This window comes from Catellatospora sichuanensis (assembly GCF_007483665.1).
GTDB classification, from domain to species: domain Bacteria; phylum Actinomycetota; class Actinomycetes; order Mycobacteriales; family Micromonosporaceae; genus Catellatospora; species Catellatospora sichuanensis.
Genome location: NZ_VIQO01000055.1, coordinates 1 through 17739 on the forward strand (window position 1 = coordinate 1; position 17739 = coordinate 17739).

General features: G+C 69.1%; 19 protein-coding genes and 1 pseudogene. 11 read left to right on the forward strand and 9 right to left on the reverse strand.

Annotated features, from left to right (window positions below):
• From FLL47_RS43490 to FLL47_RS41580, 3 genes and pseudogenes are all read left to right on the forward strand, one after another.
• Positions 1-306 (forward strand): annotated as a pseudogene (locus FLL47_RS43490) (aminopeptidase N); the annotation flags it as partial.
• Between the two features lie 89 nt (positions 307-395).
• Positions 396-1115, forward strand: coding sequence for a hypothetical protein (locus FLL47_RS41575; RefSeq protein WP_144128242.1), 720 nt, complete (start codon positions 396-398; stop codon positions 1113-1115).
• A gap of 245 nt (positions 1116-1360) precedes the next feature.
• A complete protein-coding gene (locus tag FLL47_RS41580; protein ID WP_186316238.1) occupies positions 1361-1939 on the forward strand; it encodes a GNAT family N-acetyltransferase in 579 nt (192 codons plus the stop codon).
• A gap of 436 nt (positions 1940-2375) precedes the next feature.
• Here the strand turns inward: FLL47_RS41580 and FLL47_RS41585 are convergent, their stop codons facing one another.
• Both FLL47_RS41585 and FLL47_RS41590 read right to left on the reverse strand, forming a co-directional pair.
• A complete protein-coding gene (locus FLL47_RS41585; protein WP_186316239.1) occupies positions 2376-3479 on the reverse strand; it encodes an asparaginase in 1104 nt (367 codons plus the stop codon).
• Between the two features lie 313 nt (positions 3480-3792).
• Positions 3793-4491 (reverse strand): copper homeostasis protein CutC, encoded by a 699-nt coding sequence (locus FLL47_RS41590; protein ID WP_144128202.1) that lies wholly within the window; start codon positions 4489-4491, stop codon positions 3793-3795.
• 270 nt (positions 4492-4761) lie between these two features.
• On the opposite strand from FLL47_RS41590, the gene FLL47_RS41595 reads away from it, so the two are divergent.
• The 3 genes from FLL47_RS41595 to FLL47_RS41605 all read left to right on the forward strand — a co-directional run bounded on the left by FLL47_RS41595 (position 4762) and on the right by FLL47_RS41605 (position 6243).
• Positions 4762-5166 (forward strand): ribosomal maturation YjgA family protein, encoded by a 405-nt coding sequence (locus FLL47_RS41595; protein ID WP_246159330.1) that lies wholly within the window; start codon positions 4762-4764, stop codon positions 5164-5166.
• A 147-nt stretch (positions 5167-5313) separates the two neighbouring features.
• Positions 5314-5715 (forward strand): hypothetical protein, encoded by a 402-nt coding sequence (locus FLL47_RS41600; RefSeq protein ID WP_144128204.1) that lies wholly within the window; start codon positions 5314-5316, stop codon positions 5713-5715.
• A gap of 117 nt (positions 5716-5832) precedes the next feature.
• The gene (locus FLL47_RS41605; protein ID WP_144128205.1) at positions 5833-6243 is read left to right on the forward strand and encodes a cupin domain-containing protein; all 411 of its coding nucleotides are present in this window, start codon (positions 5833-5835) and stop codon (positions 6241-6243) included.
• 110 nt (positions 6244-6353) lie between these two features.
• Here the strand turns inward: FLL47_RS41605 and FLL47_RS41610 are convergent, their stop codons facing one another.
• From FLL47_RS41610 to FLL47_RS41640, 6 genes are all read right to left on the reverse strand, one after another.
• On the reverse strand, positions 6354-7352 hold the full coding sequence (locus tag FLL47_RS41610; RefSeq protein ID WP_144128206.1) for an ABC transporter permease subunit: 999 nt from the start codon (positions 7350-7352) through the stop codon (positions 6354-6356).
• Positions 7349-8236, reverse strand: coding sequence for an ABC transporter ATP-binding protein (locus FLL47_RS41615; protein ID WP_144128207.1), 888 nt, complete (start codon positions 8234-8236; stop codon positions 7349-7351). Before FLL47_RS41615 ends, FLL47_RS41610 begins: the two co-directional genes overlap by 4 nt.
• A complete protein-coding gene (locus tag FLL47_RS41620; protein WP_144128208.1) occupies positions 8233-8622 on the reverse strand; it encodes a GntR family transcriptional regulator in 390 nt (129 codons plus the stop codon). Before FLL47_RS41620 ends, FLL47_RS41615 begins: the two co-directional genes overlap by 4 nt.
• 533 nt (positions 8623-9155) lie before the next feature.
• The gene (locus FLL47_RS41630; protein ID WP_144128209.1) at positions 9156-10436 is read right to left on the reverse strand and encodes an alpha/beta fold hydrolase; all 1281 of its coding nucleotides are present in this window, start codon (positions 10434-10436) and stop codon (positions 9156-9158) included.
• Complete coding sequence (locus FLL47_RS41635; protein ID WP_144128210.1) at positions 10433-11131, reverse strand: RDD family protein; 699 nt, start codon at positions 11129-11131, stop codon at positions 10433-10435. Before FLL47_RS41635 ends, FLL47_RS41630 begins: the two co-directional genes overlap by 4 nt.
• Positions 11128-11529, reverse strand: coding sequence for a PadR family transcriptional regulator (locus FLL47_RS41640; protein WP_186316240.1), 402 nt, complete (start codon positions 11527-11529; stop codon positions 11128-11130). The genes FLL47_RS41635 and FLL47_RS41640 overlap by 4 nt, the downstream gene beginning before the upstream one ends.
• 362 nt (positions 11530-11891) lie before the next feature.
• Here FLL47_RS41640 and FLL47_RS41645 point away from each other — a divergent pair, with 362 nt between their 5' ends.
• The 5 genes from FLL47_RS41645 (at position 11892) to FLL47_RS41670 (ending at position 17158) form a co-directional block, all read left to right on the forward strand.
• Entirely contained in the window at positions 11892-13427 is a 1536-nt protein-coding gene (locus tag FLL47_RS41645; RefSeq protein ID WP_186316241.1) for an ankyrin repeat domain-containing protein, read from the forward strand.
• Between the two features lie 361 nt (positions 13428-13788).
• Positions 13789-14658 (forward strand): RNA polymerase sigma factor SigJ, encoded by an 870-nt coding sequence (gene sigJ / locus FLL47_RS41655; protein ID WP_144128243.1) that lies wholly within the window; start codon positions 13789-13791, stop codon positions 14656-14658.
• Between the two features lie 49 nt (positions 14659-14707).
• Positions 14708-15829, forward strand: coding sequence for an NAD(P)/FAD-dependent oxidoreductase (locus tag FLL47_RS41660; RefSeq protein ID WP_144128213.1), 1122 nt, complete (start codon positions 14708-14710; stop codon positions 15827-15829).
• A gap of 307 nt (positions 15830-16136) precedes the next feature.
• On the forward strand, positions 16137-16481 hold the full coding sequence (locus FLL47_RS41665) for a PadR family transcriptional regulator (protein ID WP_144128214.1): 345 nt from the start codon (positions 16137-16139) through the stop codon (positions 16479-16481).
• The gene (locus FLL47_RS41670; protein WP_144128215.1) at positions 16463-17158 is read left to right on the forward strand and encodes a permease prefix domain 1-containing protein; all 696 of its coding nucleotides are present in this window, start codon (positions 16463-16465) and stop codon (positions 17156-17158) included. Before FLL47_RS41665 ends, FLL47_RS41670 begins: the two co-directional genes overlap by 19 nt.
• On the opposite strand, the gene FLL47_RS41675 is transcribed toward FLL47_RS41670, so the two are convergent.
• A complete protein-coding gene (locus FLL47_RS41675; RefSeq protein ID WP_222106440.1) occupies positions 17106-17657 on the reverse strand; it encodes a DUF2306 domain-containing protein in 552 nt (183 codons plus the stop codon). The genes FLL47_RS41670 and FLL47_RS41675 overlap by 53 nt on opposite strands.
• Positions 17658-17739 lie beyond the last annotated feature (82 nt).

Below are 17739 nucleotides of genomic sequence, written 5' to 3' on the forward strand. Positions count from 1 at the left end.
GCGCTGATCCAGGGCTTCCAGCACCCCGCCCAGATCGAACTGACCGCACCGTACACACCGAGTTTCTTCACCGAGGTCGCAGGCGTCTGGGCGACCCGCGACAGCGAACCCGCGCAGGAGTTCGTGGCACTCGCCTACCCGACGCTCGACGTGTCGCCCCAGACCGTCGCGCAGGCACAGGCATGGCAGGCCGCCGAGGGCCACCCGGCCCCACTGCGCCGCCTCATGGCCGAGGGCAACGACCGCATCCGCAGAGCTGTCGAGGCACGCAGATGTGACGTCCGGGCAGGGAACGAGCCTACGTGACAAGCGCGCGAACCCTGACGCCGCCGCAGTTGCAGGACCCGCTGCGTCCACTCGCCGTCGCCTTGAGTACGGTGCGGCGTGAGCGGGGCATGAATGCCGTCCATGGCCTGGCTGACCCCTTGGTCATCACCGACTCGACCGGGTGGATCCCTGCTACCCGACTGGTCGAAGGTGACCAATTGAGCGCGCTGCTCGACGCCGCACGACTACGCTGGGACGCCACACCACAGGCCGCGACTACCCTGGCGTGGAAGGCATACAGCTACTGGGTCGCTATGCCGGCTGTGCTGAGTTGGGCGACCGCCCGGCGGGTCCCGCTGGTCGACGCCGAGCACATCCTCGTCCGATTCGCTGCCACCACGCCGCTGCTATACGTCGGCCTTAGCCGCCCTCAGCTGGCTGTACTGACCCACGATTCCCTCGCCCACAGCGGCCGCCCCGACGTCACCGTCGTCAGCAGCGAGCACACGCTTCTCACCATGTTGCGCACAAGCCTGCTCGACCAGCACCTGTACCCGCTGGCCGCACGTATCCAAACCCAGGTCAAGGTGAGCAGGCGCGCCCTACTCGGCTCAGTCGCCTCTGGAATCTCTTACGCCCTCATCCACGCCCGCCACACCCTAATCGGCTCCGCCATCGACGACGCCACCACCATCCTGGACGCACTCGATCTGTCCGGGCTGGTCGAGCTGATCCCCAGCGGGACCGACACACCCCAGGTCCGGCGGCGCACCTGCTGCCTGGCGTTCACCCTGCCCCAGTCGAAGATCTGCACCAGTTGCTGCATAAGCAGGCACGGTGGACCGTAAGAAAGGCCGAGTACAAGGAAGCGCAAATCACGCGGAAAGGATTTTCCCATGATCAGCAGACGCCGCGGCGGCTGATGCAGGCAGATTAGGCAACCGCGATGCGACCACTTCGCCGAGGTAGCCTCCAGCAGCCGAGCAGCATTCTCATTCGCCGAGTCGGGTGCGTTGCCCGGTCTGACAAGAACCGTCGTCGGACGGTCGCTGCTCCCCCGCGTCCGTCGCGTTCCTCCCTTAAGATCCACTGCATGCCGACCACCACCACCCGGTTCATCTGGCCGATCGGGGACGGCACCGTCCTGATACCGCGGACCCCGGCGATCGCCACCGCCTACCACGCCCTACTCGCCGCCAACCATGTCCGCCTGGCTGTCTGGTCACCCGGCTCCGAGGAGCCCACTCCGGAGACCACCCGCACCGCCCTGGAACGCTCCGGGCGTGCCTGGCTCGACGGCACCCGCCTTCCGCTGGCGATCGGTGTTCCTGCCGACAACGGCCACCTCCTGGTCGGCGCGATGAATCTGGCCATCGACAGTTCCGCGGGAAGTGCCGAGGTGGGTTTCTGGATCGACGCCGCCGCAGAAGGCCAGGGACTGGTCACCCGGGCGCTGCACGCCGTGCTCGGCCACGCCTTCGATGACCTGGGCCTGCACCGGGTCGAGATGCGGACCCTGACCACCAACGACCGCAGCCACCGCTTGGCGCAACGTCTCGGCTTCACCCTTGAAGGCGTCCTGCGCGGGGCGGTCCAGTTCCCGGATGGTCACCGAGATGTGGCGGTGTACGCCGTACTCGCCGACGAATTCGGCAAGCCGGCGCAACCGTAGCAATGCTCAACCGCCGCAACGCATTGTGCTGCGCACACGGTGCTGGAAGATGCTGGCTCCACGTGTCGGTCAGCCGGCGAACTGGACACGGCGGCGGGTGAGCCAGGCCCGCTCCGCGGGTGGCCGGCGAGACCGATGGCCCGGTCGTACGCCGCCCGCGACTCGCCGCCGCGCCCAAGTCGCCGCAGCAGGTCGGCACGCGCGACGTGGAAGGCGTGGTCGCCGTCACGGACCTCGGCAAGCCGGTCGATCTCGGCAAGCCTGGCCCCGGGGCCGTCGACCTCGGCGGCCACGGCAGCCCCGATCGAGCCGCACGATCGGCAAGGGGTCGAGCAGCACCATGTGGCCGTAAGGCGACGGGACCGGGGCCTACGAGCGATGGTGCTGCCTCGTCCAGCAGACCGCCGACCGCATCGCCCACCCTTGGCCTGTGCGTTCAGCCCCGCGTATCCGGGGCGAACTCCGCTATGCCGTAGCGCTGGAACCACCGCCGGATCTGCTCGGGGTTTTCGGCCCGCGCCAGTGCGAGCAGCAACAGCAAGCGTGCCTTCTGCGGTGGCAGGTCCTCCGCCGCGATCACACCCTCTGGGGTCTCGTACACCCCGCCCGAACCATTGCGATTTGCCGCCACCACCTGGACGCCGGACTGCAGCGCAGCGATCAGCGGTGCCATCTGCGCGGGCGTCGGGGTACCGGCGGCGATCAACCCCTTGACCCCTGTGTGGACGAACGCGTCTACCGGCTCCCCACCGGCGTCGGCATACGCGTACATGATCTCCACACGGGGCAGCGCATCCGCGCCGAGCCCCGACAGGTCGAAGGGCGTGCGCCATTGGTCCGGTTCGGCGCAGTGCTGCACCCGGGCGGGAGCACGCTGCAGCCGCACCCGGCGCTCGTCCACCACACCGAGCACGCCGACCTCCGGGGCCTGCAGTGTGTCGAGCCGGGTCGTGCTGGTCTTGGTCGCCTCCCGGGCGGCGAAGATTTCGTCGTTGAGCATGAGCACGGTGCCGAAGCAGACGGTCCGCCGACTGGCGGCCAGCACCACTGAGTTGTACAAATTAGATGGTCCGTCGGAGCCGACAACGTTCCAGGGCCGCATCGCAGCGGTCACGACGACAGGCTTCTGGCTGCGTACGGTGAGATCCAGCCAGTACGCCAGCTCCTCCATGGTCTGGGTGCCCGTCGTGACCACGACCGCGTCGGCCGAGCGCAGGTGCTCATCAACCATCAGGGACAGTTGTCGGAAGTCCGCGATCGTGTACTCGCCCGAGCCCTTGGCCCCGAAGTCGACCGCCCGGACCCGCGCAACGCCCTCGATCTCGGGCCGCAGCTCGTCCACCAGCTCCCGGGCCGGCCTGCTCGCGGGCTGGTAGGTCTGGAAGTCGACCCGGCTGGGTGCGGTCCCGGCGATAGTCCCGCCGGTACCGATCACCACGACGCTGGGCCGCCCGGCTGCTGTCTGCCCGCCCACGCCTGCCGCTCCGGACCCGCCGACGCCTGTGGTCAGCATGACGGCCGCCATGGCGGCCCCGGTCACGCGTAACAAGAATAGTCTTCGCATGCCTTCGAGCCTGGTGCTCCGTGGGCGCACAAACCATCCGGCCAGCCCGCCGGTTCGGTCGGGGGCAGACCCCACCCCGGGCGGAAGAACCTGTCCTCAGCACCGGTTTCGAGGTCTCAGCGAACAGGTATCCGGACCGCTACCCCACCGGCCGCGACGACACGCCGGAGCTCGCTCGCACGGCGGATCGAGATCGTCGAGGCCAAGGTGGCCGAACTGGTCGCCCCTTGATCCGCTGCCGGTCCGCGAGCAGTCACGGGGGCGACCAGGTCGCGGCGTAGCGGATGGGTCAGCCTGTGCGGGCGGCGCCCACGACCCGGCGTACCTCGTCGCCGTCGGTGGCCTCGCGGCCGTCGTGGTGCACCGGTGCACGCAGGTGCAGCTCCTGTGCCCCGGTCTGGGCGAGCACCTGCCGGACGTTGTGGGATCGGATGCCGCCCGCGGCGATGACGCGCAGCCGGTCGCCGGCGCGCTCCCGTAGCGCGGCGATACGCGCCGCGCCGTCCAGTGCGGTGGGGGCCGCGCCGGAGGTGAGAACCGCGTCCGCGCCGAGGTCGATGATCTCATCAAGTGCCGTTAGCTGATCGTGCACCTCGTCGAAGGCCTTGTGCACGGTCACCGGCAGCGGCCCGGCCGCCTTGATCAGGCGGCGCAGGACGCCCAGGTCGAGGCCGCCGTCGCCGGTTACCGCGCCGACGACCACCCCGAGCGCGAGCCCGTGCGGGTTGGGCAGAGCGCGGATGGCGGCGATGTCGGCGAGCATGACCTGTTCCTCGACCTCGCTGACCCGGAAGTCGCCGCCGCGGGGACGGACCATGACCCGTAGCGCCGCGCCGCGCAGCGAGCGGAGGGCGACCTCGACGGCACCCAGGCTGGGAGTGGTGCCGCCCTGGCCGAGATCGGCGCACAGTTCCAGCCGGTCGGCTCCGGCCGCCTCGGCCACCAGCGCGGTCGGCACGTCGCTCACGCAGATCTCCACCGTGGTCACGGAGCAGAATGTATCCCCGAAGCGCGGCGACAGCGAAGGCCACCCATCGTCAACCGGTCACTTTCAGCAGGATACGGTCTAAGTTCGGATGATCGCGGCACGCCTTCGCCGAGCAAGGAGCCGACCACGTCCGCCCCTTTCGCATCGCCATCGGCGGCACCCACATCGAGTCCAGCACGCAAGGTGCGACACCTTCGGCCTGCGTCGGCTGCCGGGCCGGTTGAAGCGATATAGCCTTGCTCGCATGCGGGGGAGGCTCTGTTGAGCGGTATGTCGGAGGGGCGCTTGCGTTTTGACCGTCGAGCGGCGTTGTGCGCTCTTGCGGTCCTGGCAATAGAGGTGGTGATCGCCACACGCGCAAGTCATGTCGCCTGGCTGCGCGGCTACGTCGGAGATGTGCTGGTGGTTGCGCTCGTCCACTTTGCGCTGAAGGCCGCCTTCGAGATCCGGGCGACGGCGATTGCCTGGATGGCATTCGGGCTGTGCTGCGCGGTGGAGTTGTTGCAGTACGTTGCAAGCCTCAACGGCTGGGTGATTGCGAACCCGCTCATCAGCCTGATCGTGGGCAGCACTCCGGATTGGATGGACATCGTGGCCTACGGTGCGGGCTTCTGTCTGATCGTGCTTGGGGAGGTCGCGCAGGGCGCGCGGACCGGCTCTGGTGGAGAGAACTGAGTATTTTCGCCTCTACTGCTGGTCTCGCGGGTGACTTCCGAACCCTGCTACCCACTTGCCCAGGCGGGTGGAAGAACGAGGTGGAGCTGCAGACCGGCACCTCGAGCCCACCATCCACGGCACCAAGAGCACCTAGGAGAAGTAGCGATGTTCCCGTCCCGCAACCGATGGCTGGTGCCGCTCATCGTGGTGGCGCTGGCCATCGCCGGCGGAGTCACCGTGCTCCTGTTCAACAGCTCCTACGGTTGCCACCTGCCGGCGGTCGAGTGCGTCGAGGGTGGTGAGCGACTGCTGGTCCGCAACGAGCGGGCCGAGCAGATCACGGTCCGGGTCACCCGGCCGGGCCAGAGCGACGTGCTGACCGTGGGGCCTGCCGGCGAGGAGGGGTTCGGGCCGTATGCCGCCTGCGACGCGACGTCGCTGGTCGCCACGGGAGCCGACGGTGCCGAGCTGGGCCGGTTGAACGGGGTCGGCTGCATCAGCAAGACGTGGGTATTCGCGGCGGACGGCACCGTGTCGCTGCTCGACGGCGAGGTGCACCGGCCCTGAACGCTTCTGGTACTTGCGGCTTCCCTCCGCTCGTCATGTCCTCCTGGCTTCCGGCGGCGGGCGGGCGGCGTAGCCGAAGGCCCCGCCTACCGGGCCGGGGGCGTTAGGGTGATGGCCATGTCCGCACTGGAGATCGCGCTGACGAAGCTCGAAGGCGCAGTGCTCGCGCCGGCCGGGTCGAACCTCGCCCTCGCCGAATGGACGGCACAGGGGTCCGACGGCGACGAACCGCTGTACCAGGCGCCGCTGCATCGGCACGCCGAGGACGAGGCCTGGTACGTCCTGACCGGTGTGCTGCGCGTACGCGCCGGGGACGACGAGGTGGAGATCGGCGCGGGCGGGGCAGTCGTCGTACCAGGTGGAACCCCTCACACGTACTGGAATCCGGGCCGCGAGCCGGCCCGCTACCTGCTCGTCATGGGCATCCGGACGTGGCAGCTGATCCAGGCGATCCACGCCACCGACGACCGGAGCCCCGAGAACCTGCGACGACTCTTCGAGGAGCACGGCGGCACACTTCTCGAATAGTCCCCGACGGTCGCCACGGGCCATCTGCTGTTTGGCGAAGGGTCTGGCGTGGCGGCATCGGGACCGGCCCGCTTCGCGTGGCGGTGGCTTGGAAGCGGGCCGGTGGCGATTCAGACGATCCGGTGGCGGATCCACCAGAAGCAGAACGCGGCGAGCAGTGCGGCAAGCCCGATGAGGACTCCGGCCTCCGCCCATTGCAGCGACCAGAAGTGACTGTCAGGGTGATACAGCAGGTCCTGACGCAGGCCGAGTGAGGCCATCCACTCGTGGCACTTGGCCGGCACTCCCTCCATGCCGCAGACCGCGGGGTCGGCAGGACCGGTGAAGGTGGCGCCGCTGGCCGTGATGGTCCGGTTGCTGACCGTCCAGGCATTCGCCACGCCGTCGCCGAAGACCTCGATCGCGCCGGTGTCGCCACTGATGGACATCCCGTGAATGCTTTCGGCGATCAGCGGGATGGTGTCGTGCCGGCTCGGGACCAGGTATCCCCGGACCCACAGCGGCATCGCCGCCGCCGCTGCGACGTAGACCGCCAGCGTCGTCGCCATGGCGGGAAGAGTCCGACGAATCAGCATTCCCAGCGTGGCGCCGAGCAGGAAGGCGAAGAGCGCGTACGCGACGGGCACGATGCCCCGGGCTCCGAAGATCAGCGGGTTGATCCGGTCCTGCGAAGCGCTGTCGATGCGCTGCGCCCAGACGGTCAACCCCAAGCTGAGCAGGCCGGTGGCCGCCACGGCGAGCGCGCCGCCCACCGTGAGTTTGGCAACCAGCCAGCGGGTACGGGTCACCGACTGGTTCCACGCCAGACGATGGGTGCCCGTCTCCACTTCCCGGGCGATCAGCGGAGCGCCCCAGAAGATCCCGATCAGGGCGGGCAGCACGTACAAGGCCGCCAGGGCGATGACGTGCGCTGTGAAAGCGGCGCTGCTGTTGAACCTGAGGATAAATGCCTTCGTGACGCCGTCACAGTCACTCGTGCACGCCGCCACGTCTGCGTACAGGTCGGTGACCAGGAGTGCGGTGACGAACAGCAGGACGCCGAAGGCAGCAAGCGCTGCGGCGGCGAGCACCGTCTGAGCGCGAAGTTGACGCCAGGTGAACCAGATCATCGGGTGGACTCCCATGCGGGCCGAGCCGGCATGGCCTTCGACAGGTAGGCCAGGACCAGGTCTTCGAGGGTGAGCTTCTCGACGGTGAATGACCCGCCGTCCAGCGGAACGTCGGCGCGGACGATGAGCGTGGACTGCCGCTCGGTGTGGCTTTCCTCGATGACGTCCACGCCGCCGGGCAGTTCGGCGAGTTCGCGTCGAGGGCCGGTGAGCCGGAAGTGTCCGGCCAACAGGTCGTCGACGTCGCCCGCGATCTGCACTCGGGACGCGACGAGCACGACGAGGTAGTCGCAGACGCGTTCCAGATCCGACACCAGATGGGAGGAGAGGATGACGCTGGCCTTGTCGTCGGCGGTGAAGCCCATCAGCGCTTTCATGAATTCCCGCCGGGCCATCGGATCCAGGCTCGCCACCGGTTCGTCGAGGATGAGCAGCTCCGGCCGTTTGGCGATGGCCATGGTGAGCGCGAGCTGCGAACGCTGCCCGCCGGAGAGCTTGCCGGCCTTCTGCCGCGGATCCAGGCCGAGCTGGGCGATCCGCTCCTCGGCCGTCGCCTGGCTCCAGCCCGGATTGGTGTGGGCACCGAATCGCAGATGATCGGCGATGGACAGGTTCGCATAGGTCGGTGTGTCCTGCGCGACGAAACCGACCTTGGCCAGTTGGTCCGCGCCGGATGCCGGGTGGCCGCCAAGGGCCTCGATGGTGCCTGCCGTCGGGGCGAGCATACCGGCCGCCAGCTGCAACAGGGTCGTCTTGCCGGCGCCGTTCGGGCCCACGAGACCGACGACCCGGCCGGCCGGGATGTCGAGGGTGCAGTCGGACAACGCGTGGTGTCGTCCGTATCGCTTGGTCAGACCCACGGCCTTCAGCGCGGGGGCGGTCATGTGGACTCCTCGGTGGGGGTGCGGACGGTGGTCGCGATGAGCGCGTCGATGCTTTCGTCGTCCAGCCCGGCGGCGCGCGCCTTGGCCAGCCAGGTGCGCAGCTCTTCGCGCAGCGACTCGTGCGCGGCGAGCGACTGATCGGTCAGGGTGCGAGTGACGAACGTGCCCACTCCTGGCCGGGCGACGACCAGTCCCTGGTACTCGAGTTCTCGATACGCCTTGAAGACCGTGTTCGGGTTGATCGCCACCTTGGCGACGACCTCCTTGACGGTCGGCAGGCGGTCGCCCTCGACCAGCAGCCCCAGCCGCAGCGCCTGCCGCACCTGCTGGATCAGCTGCATGTAGGGGGCAACGCCGGAGCGGCCGTCGAGATGGAACTCAATCACCGTGACGTCTCATTTCACTAGATGCCTAGTACTATAGGGATAGTGCTGGGGCGCGCGTCAAGCCACTCAGGCCAACTTTCGGCTTCGCGACAGCCAAACTTTGTTGGTCGGCCAGGCGAATTCGGTACCGGCGGTCCGGCCACCAGAGTTGTCGCATGACGACGATCGTCCGCAACATGGCTGACGACGGACGGCTCTGGCTGTCCGTCGGGGAACCGCTCACCGCGCAGAACCGCTACCGTTCATCGACCGAGTAGCTGGTTGGCCCGTAGGGTCGGTGCCGTTCGGGCCGACGTCACCGGCACGGACGCCGGCCTACTGAGGTGCGCTCCGAACTACGTCACCAGCTACGTACCGGACGCCCCGCCCGACCTGTGGCAGCGATACCTGGCCATCATCTTCGACGGCCTACGCCCAGAAACCCTCCCGCGCGGGACGGCCGCTTCGGCGAACCAGGCGACTCTGCACTCATCCCGATCCGGTTGCCGAGGCTCACCGCCATGTTCAACGATGGCGCACGGCACGGGTGAGTCTCACCAGGGTGGAGCGTCGGGCAGGTAAGGCACGGCCGGTAGGGGCTGATCGCGCAGGAACGCGGTGACCGCCGCCCGGTATTGGTCGGGTCGGTCAGCGGAGATGTCATGTCCACCGCCGTCGATGGGCAACAGCACAGCGTTGGGCAGCAGGTCCCGGTACTCGCGGGCGACCTCCCAGGCCAGGTAGTCGCACTCGCCGCGCAGGATCAGCATCGGTGTGGTCACGGCGCGCAGGGCTGGCCGGGGATCGGCGATCTGGCGCGCGTCACGTGTCGTCATGGCGTTGACCCAAAAGCCGAATCCGGCCGGCGGTGCTTCGGTCGTTGTCGCGTCCGGCGAGTCCGGACAGCCGGGGTTCATGTCCAGTTCGCTGACAAAGGCCTGGTAGACACCGTCCATCACGCTGTCTGGCAGCAGCGTGTGCGCCGCGCGTGGGTCGGCGGCCGCAAGGAGCACCTGCGCCGCGGCAAAGCGGGTATGCCGGGCCAGCACGGCCTGCTGGTCCTGGCGGCCGCCGAGGGACAGATGCTCATTGCCCGCAAAGGCCGGAGACCAGATGGTGCCGGGGGAGGTGACGACAGCCCGCGCGACTCGATCGGGGTGCGCGGCGAGGTAGTTGGCGATCAGCTGGCTGCCCCACGAGCCTCCGATCAACACCACCTGGTTGGTACCGATGCCGGCCACGATTGCGTCCAGGTCGGCGACGTGGCGGGCTACCGTGTAGTCTGCGACGTCCGGCAGCCTGCTCGACAGTCCGGCACCGACCTGGTGGTATTCGTAGACGTCGAAACCTGCTGCGGCCATTGCCGGAGCCAGCGGGGACGGTCGGCCGGGCGGCGCGCCAGGACCGCCGTGGATCAGGATCACCGGGGTGGGCCGGGCGAGACCTGCGGCCGGGGTGTGCGTGTAGGCGATGCGCGATCCGGTGTGCAGATCCCAATACCGGGTGTCGGTGGTCGCAGTCGAGGGCAGATAGCTCGGCGACGGCGCGAACAGCAACCCGCCGACCACGATCGCGGCGACGACGACGGTCGCGCCGGAGACCGCGATCGGCAGCCAGCGCCGGAGTCCGTGGCCGGCCAGCAGGCGGGTGGCAAACCGGCCAAGAATCCACGTCGTCAACGCCAGTCCCAGTCCGGCCGCGAGCAGAGCAAGGCCGCGGCTGCCGGTCAGCGAAGCGGTCATGGTCAGCAGCAGGAGGCTGGCCAACAGTCCGATCAGGACGGCCGCGAACAGGAGCAGGGCGGCGAGGGCCACGCGCCAGATCCGGCGCGTCACAGGGTCCCCCGCCGCACGGTGACGACTCTGGCCACGACGAGGTGATCGAGCATGCGGCGGCGTCTGCCGGTCAGGAAGGGCAGCCAGTCCAACCAGGCGACCGGCCCAAGCAGGAAGCTGGTACGGCGGACGACGGCCGGTCCCAGCCGCAGCAGCAGCCCTGTCTCGCTGAGAGTTCGCAGCGCGGCGAGGCGCTTTCCGGGAGTGGTGCCGGTCCGACTCTCCAGGACGGCCAGCCCGACGATCGACCAGGCCAGCGCGAGTGGCATGGCAATCCGCTGGATCCAACCGGGATCGTCGTGGATGCAGCCGGCGGCCGGCATGGTGGACACGCACACCCCGCCGACCTGTAGATGGACGAAGGGCGGGAAGGCCAGGGTGAAGCTGTCGCGGGCCAGGCCCTGGACGGCGATCGCGACCGCGACGGCCAGCAGGGGCAGGTTGTCGACCAGGGCAGCGCCGATCCGCCGGGCGAACCTGGCTTCGGCCGAGAACTGTGACGGCGCGAAAGCCACGGCAGCCTGGTGCGGGTCGCCCAGCCGACGCAGTGCCTCATCCAGCTCACCCGCCTCGGCGGCGTCCATCAGATGCTCGACCAGTTCGGCGCGGCGCTGTTCCCGTTCGGCGGCGGATCCCGGCAGGTGCCGCGCAAAGGCACCGGCGAATTCGCTGATTCGTCTCTGGTCGGCGATCACGGTGCCTCCTCGGCGGGCGGGTCGGTCAACCGGGCGTCATCCAGCGTGTGGAGCAGCTGCTGCATGCCGTTCACCAGGTCCGTCCATTCGGTCCTCAGCATTTGCAGGTGCCCCCGGCCGCCGGCGGTGATGGCGTAGTACTTGCGCGGCCGGGTCCGACCCACCGCCTCCCAGCTGGCGGTGATCTGGCCGGTGTCCTCCAACCGATGTAGCAGCGGGTACAGCGTGCCCTCCTTGACCTCCAGGCGGCCGGCGCCGGCCTGTTCGACAAGTTTGAGCAGCTCGTAGCCGTAGCAGCGGCCCGTGTTCAGGATGGAGAGCACGACCAGTTCGACGGTGCCACGGGCCAGCTCCCGGCGCAGTCGGCTGACCGAGGCTGTTCCCGTGAGCTCCGACACGCGAACAATGTATAACCCGATACCTTGTCATACAAGGTATCGGGTTAGAAGGCCAGGCGTACGTCTACCACGTCGTCGCCGGCGTCAACCCGGCGACGCACCGAAACGGCACGGCTGGCTCGGCTCGACCATGCCCGATGAGCCCGACGGAAACGTGACGAACCAGGAACCGGTCTGCACTCCCACCTGATGCCCGCGAACCGGGACTCGCGACCCGCGATCTGGCTACAATTGCGGCGGCTGCCAGGAAGCCACCGGTCCGCGGGAATGGGCACAGCCCACCTGGCGTGTGCATCATGTGTCACGAGCGCTCTCCTTTCGACCTGACCAAGCGGACATCAGGCAGACGAGAGGAGGCCATTGTGCCGATCCTGGGCATGCCCGACCATCCGCACGTCGAAAGCTTCCGCCGGCAGGCCCGTGCCCTGCAGCGAGCCGTTCGTGCCGGCGAACCCGACGCCGTCGCGCGGCTGGCCCGACACCATCCGGGTGCAGTGCCCGACGACGCCAGCGGCTTGCAGCTCAGCGCCGCGCAGTTGGTCGTCGCCCGCGAATACGGGTTCGCCAGCTGGCCTCGGCTTACGCGATACCTGCAAACCGTGGCCGACCACGGCTGGAACACTGCGCTCGGTGCGGCACCGGTGAACGACCCGGCGGAGGAGTTCTGCCGCCTCGCCTGCCTGACGTACAGCCGCGAAGACGGGCCGGCGCGATGGGCGCAGGCCCGGCAACTTCTGGTTCAGCATCCCGACCTGACCACGGGAAACATCTGGGCCGCCGCCGCGGCTGCCCGCCCGGACGACGTCGACCGGCTGCTCGCCGAGCAACCGCGGCGGGTAGCCGAGCGGGGTGGCCCCTTCCGGTGGCGGCCGCTGTACTACCTCGTCTACTCGCGATTCGACCCAGCCGTGCCGGCCGAGCGTGTGCTCGCAGTCGCCCGACAGCTGCTCGACGTCGGCGCCGACCCCAACGACGGCTACCTCTTTGACGCCCTACCGTCACCGTTCACTTTGCTGACCGGGGTGTTCGGCCACGGCGAGCTGGGCCGGCGGCGCCAGCCCCGCCACCCGCACTGGCAGACGTTGGGCCGGCTGCTGCTTGACGCGGGCGCCGACCCCAACGATGCCCAGACCCTGTACAACCGGATGTTCGAGCCCGACAACTCGCACCTGGAGCTGCTGTTCGAATACGGGCTCGGCACCGGCGACGGCGGCCAGTGGAAGAACCGGATCCCGGACCTGGACACGCCCGCGCAGATGCTGCGCATCCAGCTGCGCTGGGCGGTCGAGCACCACCAGCCCGCCCGGGTGCGGCTACTGGTCGAGCACGGCGTCGACTTCCGCTCGCCGTTCGAGGGGGACGGGCCCTCGTGGAGTCCAGGCGACGGCCGGACGCCGGTCGAGCTGGCCCAGGCCTACGGCGACACCGAGATCGCCGACTACCTCCTCGCGCAGGGCGCCGCGCCGCTCGGCCCCGACCCGGTACGCGAGCTGATCGCCGCGGCGTTCCGCGCCGACCGGTCCACCCTGGACCGGGTCCGCGCCGCGCATCCCGACGCCGTGGCCCAAGCCCGCCGCAGCCGCCCCGGGCTCATCGTCTGGGCCGCGACCCAGGCGCCCATCGAGACGGTCACGTTGCTCGCTGACCTCGGCTTCGACGTGAACGCATACGGGCGCGGCGATGCCCCGGTCGAAGAGGCTTGGGAGACGGCGCTGCACCACAGCGCGGTGAACGGGAACGTCGAGCTCACCCGCCGGCTGCTGGACCTGGGTGCTGACCCCGACCTCCGCGACCGGCGCTTCGACGCGACTCCGCTCGACTGGGCCAGGCACTTCGACCGACAGTCGACCGCCGCACTGCTCGAACCTGTCACGGCACCCCCACCGAACGGCGCATGAGTGCGGCCGGGACGACGGCAGTCCGCAGTCGCCCAGCGCCTCCTTGTGCAGGGCACTGACATCGGCGAACCGACCGGCCCAGGCCCGGTCGTCGGCGATCGGTTCTTGGTTCGTCCCACGGTTGCCTGAGGGGCAGTTGGCGAACCAGGAACCGGTCGTCGTCTTCATCTCGATGTAATGCCAACCGACCGAACTCATGACGAGAAGGTCGAGCGGCTGACGGACATCGGCGCGACCGAGCATGTCCAGCGCGTCTGCTCGTAGCGGCTCTCCCTACAAGATCACGCGTGGGTGACCGATACACACCGTCGCCGATGGCGTCGATGAGCTGCGCGTTGGCCAGGGATCGTGCGGGGTGCGCATGGCGATCGCCTGTAGTCTGCGAGGCGTGTGCGTCTTCGAGGAGCGTCGGGGGCTGCTTCAGGCAGTGGCATATCGAGTGCTCGGAACGGTCACCGACGCCGAGGACATCGTCCAGGAGGCGTGGCTGCGGTGGAATGGCGTCGACGCCGACAAGGTCGACGATCCGACGGCATACCTGGTGAAGGTGACCACACGGCTGGCGATCGACCGGCTGCGCAGCGCACAGGCTCAGCGCGTGTCCTATGTGGGTCCGTGGCTGCCGGAGCCGATGCTGACCAGCGGCGATGTCGCCGACAACGTGACTCTCGCCGACACGGTCTCGTCAGCGATGTTGCTTGTGCTGGAGACGCTGTCCCCGCTGGAACGAGCGGTGTTCGTGCTGCGTGAGGCGTTCGGATACTCGCACGCCGAGATCGCCGGCATCCTCGATCGCAGCGAAGACGCGGTGCGCCAGACCGCGATGCGTGCCCGCGACCACGTGGCAGCCAAGCACCGCAAGTACGACACCGATCCCATGACCCGACGCCGGGCAGCCGAGTTCTTCATGGATGCCTGTGCCGGTGGCGACCTCGCCACGCTGATGGGCATCCTGGCCCCGGACGTCTCGCTGGTATGCGACGGCGGCGGGCTCGCCCCAGCCCCGCGTAGGGCTGTTCGCGGCATGGAGCTGGTGGCCCGCGCGCTGGTCACGTTCGCCGGCCGGATGCCGGAGGACCCGAGTGTCGAGCTCGCCGAAGTGAACGGCGGCCCGGCGATCATCGTCCGGTCCGGTCAGACGCCCGCCGCGGTCATCATGTTGCACCTGGTGGATGGGGTGGTTGAGGAGATTCACCTGGTCAGCAACCCGGAGAAGTTGGGTGCTTTATGACGACAGTCACACCGGCTCACGTCTGAGAAGGCTGGCCCGTCCTTGGGGCATGACTGACATCCTCGTTCTCGGCGCCGGTTACACCGGCATGATGGCCGCCCTCGGCATAGCCCGGCGCAGCAAGACTGCGCGCGTCACCCTGCTCAACCCGAGCACCCGGTTCACCGAGCGCCTCCGGCAGCACCAGGTCGCCGCCGGCCAGGAACTCGGTAACCACCAGATCCCGCAGCTGGTCGAGCCCGCCGGTGTCCGGTTCGTCAAGGGCTGGGCCGCCGGTATCGACACCCAGCGCCGCCGCGTCGTCCTCAGCGACGGTCGCGACCTTCCCTACGACACGCTCGTCTACGCGATCGGCAGCAGCACCCAGGCCGTGAATTACGCCTTCACCATCGACGACCCACAGCTCGCGGCCCATCTGCGCGACCACCCCACCGGCGTTCTCACGGTATGCGGGGCCGGCCTGACCGGGATCGAAGCGGCGACCGAGGTCGCGGAGGCATACCCTCGGATGCGGGTGCGTCTGATCAGCCGCGGTGAGCCCGGGTCGATGATGGGCCCGAAGGCTCGCGCCCACCTGATGCGGGCCCTCGACCGGCTCGACATCGAGGTGCGCACCGGTGTGAACGTCACCAAGGTGCTGCCCGACGCGATCGAGCTGGACGGCAGCGAGCTGGTCGGCACCGACGGGACCTTGTGGACCACCGGCGTGCGGGTCGCCCCGCTGGCTGCCCAGGCCGGGATCACCACCGACGACACCGGCCGCGTCGTGGTCGACTCGACCCTGCGCTCGGTGTCGCACCCGGAGATTTATGCGATCGGCGACGCGGCGGCGATCCGTCAGTCGTACGGGGTGATCCACGGGACATGCCAGAGCGGCATACCGACCGCGGCACACACTGCCGAATCGATCGCACGGCAGCTTCGCGGCAAGGCGCCCCAGCCGTTCCGGTTCGGCTACCTCCACCAGCCGGTGTCGCTGGGCCGCAAGGACGCTGTCATCCAGTTCACCTACGCCGACGACACCCCGCGCCGCTGGTACCTCAAAGGCATGGCCGCGATCATGTACAAAGAGGCAGTGAGCAGCAGCCCGCTGACGTTCTACCGGTCGCGGATGGCGATCCCGGCCCGGATGACCGGCCTGACCGGCGGCCGCCGCAACCGCCTTGCCTAGCCCGGCGTTCCGCCCTTCGCGGGCTTCGTCCACGCCGGACGGATGCCAGGGCCGTTATAGGCTTGATGCCTGATTTCGCGGCGATGTCGCCGACGCTGAGTTCACCGCCGGCAGCGAACGCCATCAGGACCCGATGACGGCCTACGCTGGCCAGAGCTGGCGTACGGGCTGGTCAAGTAGCTGGTCGCGGTCGGCGGAGTTTTCGTCATGCGGTCACGGCGTCTGCCGGTCCGGGTCCGCTGATCCCTGCCGGCACGGATCGGCCGTGTCATGGTGGCCCGGCCGACGAGCAGTAGCATTGCTACGTATGACGGCTGAGGCGTTGAAGGGTCACCTGGACGGGCTGCTGCTGGCCGTGCTGGAACGCGGCCCGGCGCACGGTTACGCGCTGATCGAGGCGCTGCGTGCCGGCAGCGGCGGGACGTTCGATCTGCCCACGGGCACCGTGTATCCGGCGCTGAGGAGGCTTGAGACTTCGGGCCTGGTCGCCAGCACCTGGGAAAAGGGCGACGGCCGTCAGCGGCGTATGTACGAGCTGACGACTGCGGGCCACCGTCACCTGGCGCGGCAGCGTCAATCGTGGCGCCAGTTCTCCGGCGCGGTCACCGCTGTCATGGACGGCGGTGAACCCGCATGGACACCTTCGACCTGACCCCGGCCGCCTGGGATCCGCGAGCACGGGCCGCGGTGGCCGGCTACCTGCAGACGATCGCAGCCGGCCTGCCGCTGACCCGCCGAGCCCGCGCGGAGGTGATGGCCGAGATCGCCGACGGACTCGCGTGCGCAGTCGAGGCGCACATCGCCGCCGGCGCGACGACCGCGGCGGCGGCACGGCTGTCGGTCGCGGAGTTCGGTGATCCTCGCGAACTGTCCGCAGCGCTTGCCGCCGAGATCGCATGGACGCATGCCCGGCGTCTCGGCAGGGCGCTGGTGGCGACGGGCCCGCTGGTGGGGCTGGCATGGGTGGGCGCGTTCGCGCAGGCCTCCGGCATGACGTGGTGGTCGCAGATCGGTGTGCTGATGGCCTCGGCGCCGGCGTATCCGCTGGTCCTCGCCGTGAGCGTGCCGGCCGCGTTGGTTGCCGCCGGTGTTGTGCGCCTTGCCGGTCGGCCGGCATTCGGGGCGACTACCGCCGTGAACGCGGCGGTGGTTGCCTCCGCAGCCTGCGTCGTCGGTGACATCGCTCTGGTGATTGGGCTTGCCACGCAGCCGGGCGACCTGGCTTGGACGGCCGCGCTGGCGTGTGCGGTACCGATCAGCCTGGTACGCATGGGCGTCACGGCAGCCGCGGGCCGCCGGGCTCTGTTGCTGCGCGCGGCCGTCCGCTGACTCCGGCGCGGAAACGCCGCAGCGCCCACCAGACAAGTGGTGCTCCCACTGCGGTGGGCAGCAGCCAGTACGCGAGGTGCGGCAGCCTGTCCCATAACGGCAACTGGCTGCCGTTGTCGACGTAGAAGCCGGTCAGCAGCGCAATGTAGGAGCCGCCCATGGCAATGGCGTGCCGGGTCGGCCAGCCCTCGCGCCCGCGGCGGCGCGCGGTCCGGCCGAATGTGGCCAGCGTGACCGCGACGACCGCGATGACCAGCAGATGAGCGTCCTCGCGTGGACGGAACCCGGTCATCACCACAGCGGTCGCCGCAACGACACTGAGCGCCCACAGGTAGGCGGTGCCGGCACGAGGATGCCGACCGGGGCGCTTTCGGGCGCTCGCCGCGAGCGCTCCCACCACGACCGCAGTGCAGCCGGCCGCCACATGGACCGCCAGGGCCGCAGAGAAGACCGCGCCTTCGTCGGGAATGAACAGGCCCAGGATCTCGCGTGTGAACATGACACCCGCCGACAGATAGGTAGTAACGCTACATGTAGTGACGCTACCTACCTGCGACTCGGATGGCCATGACAGATGTACC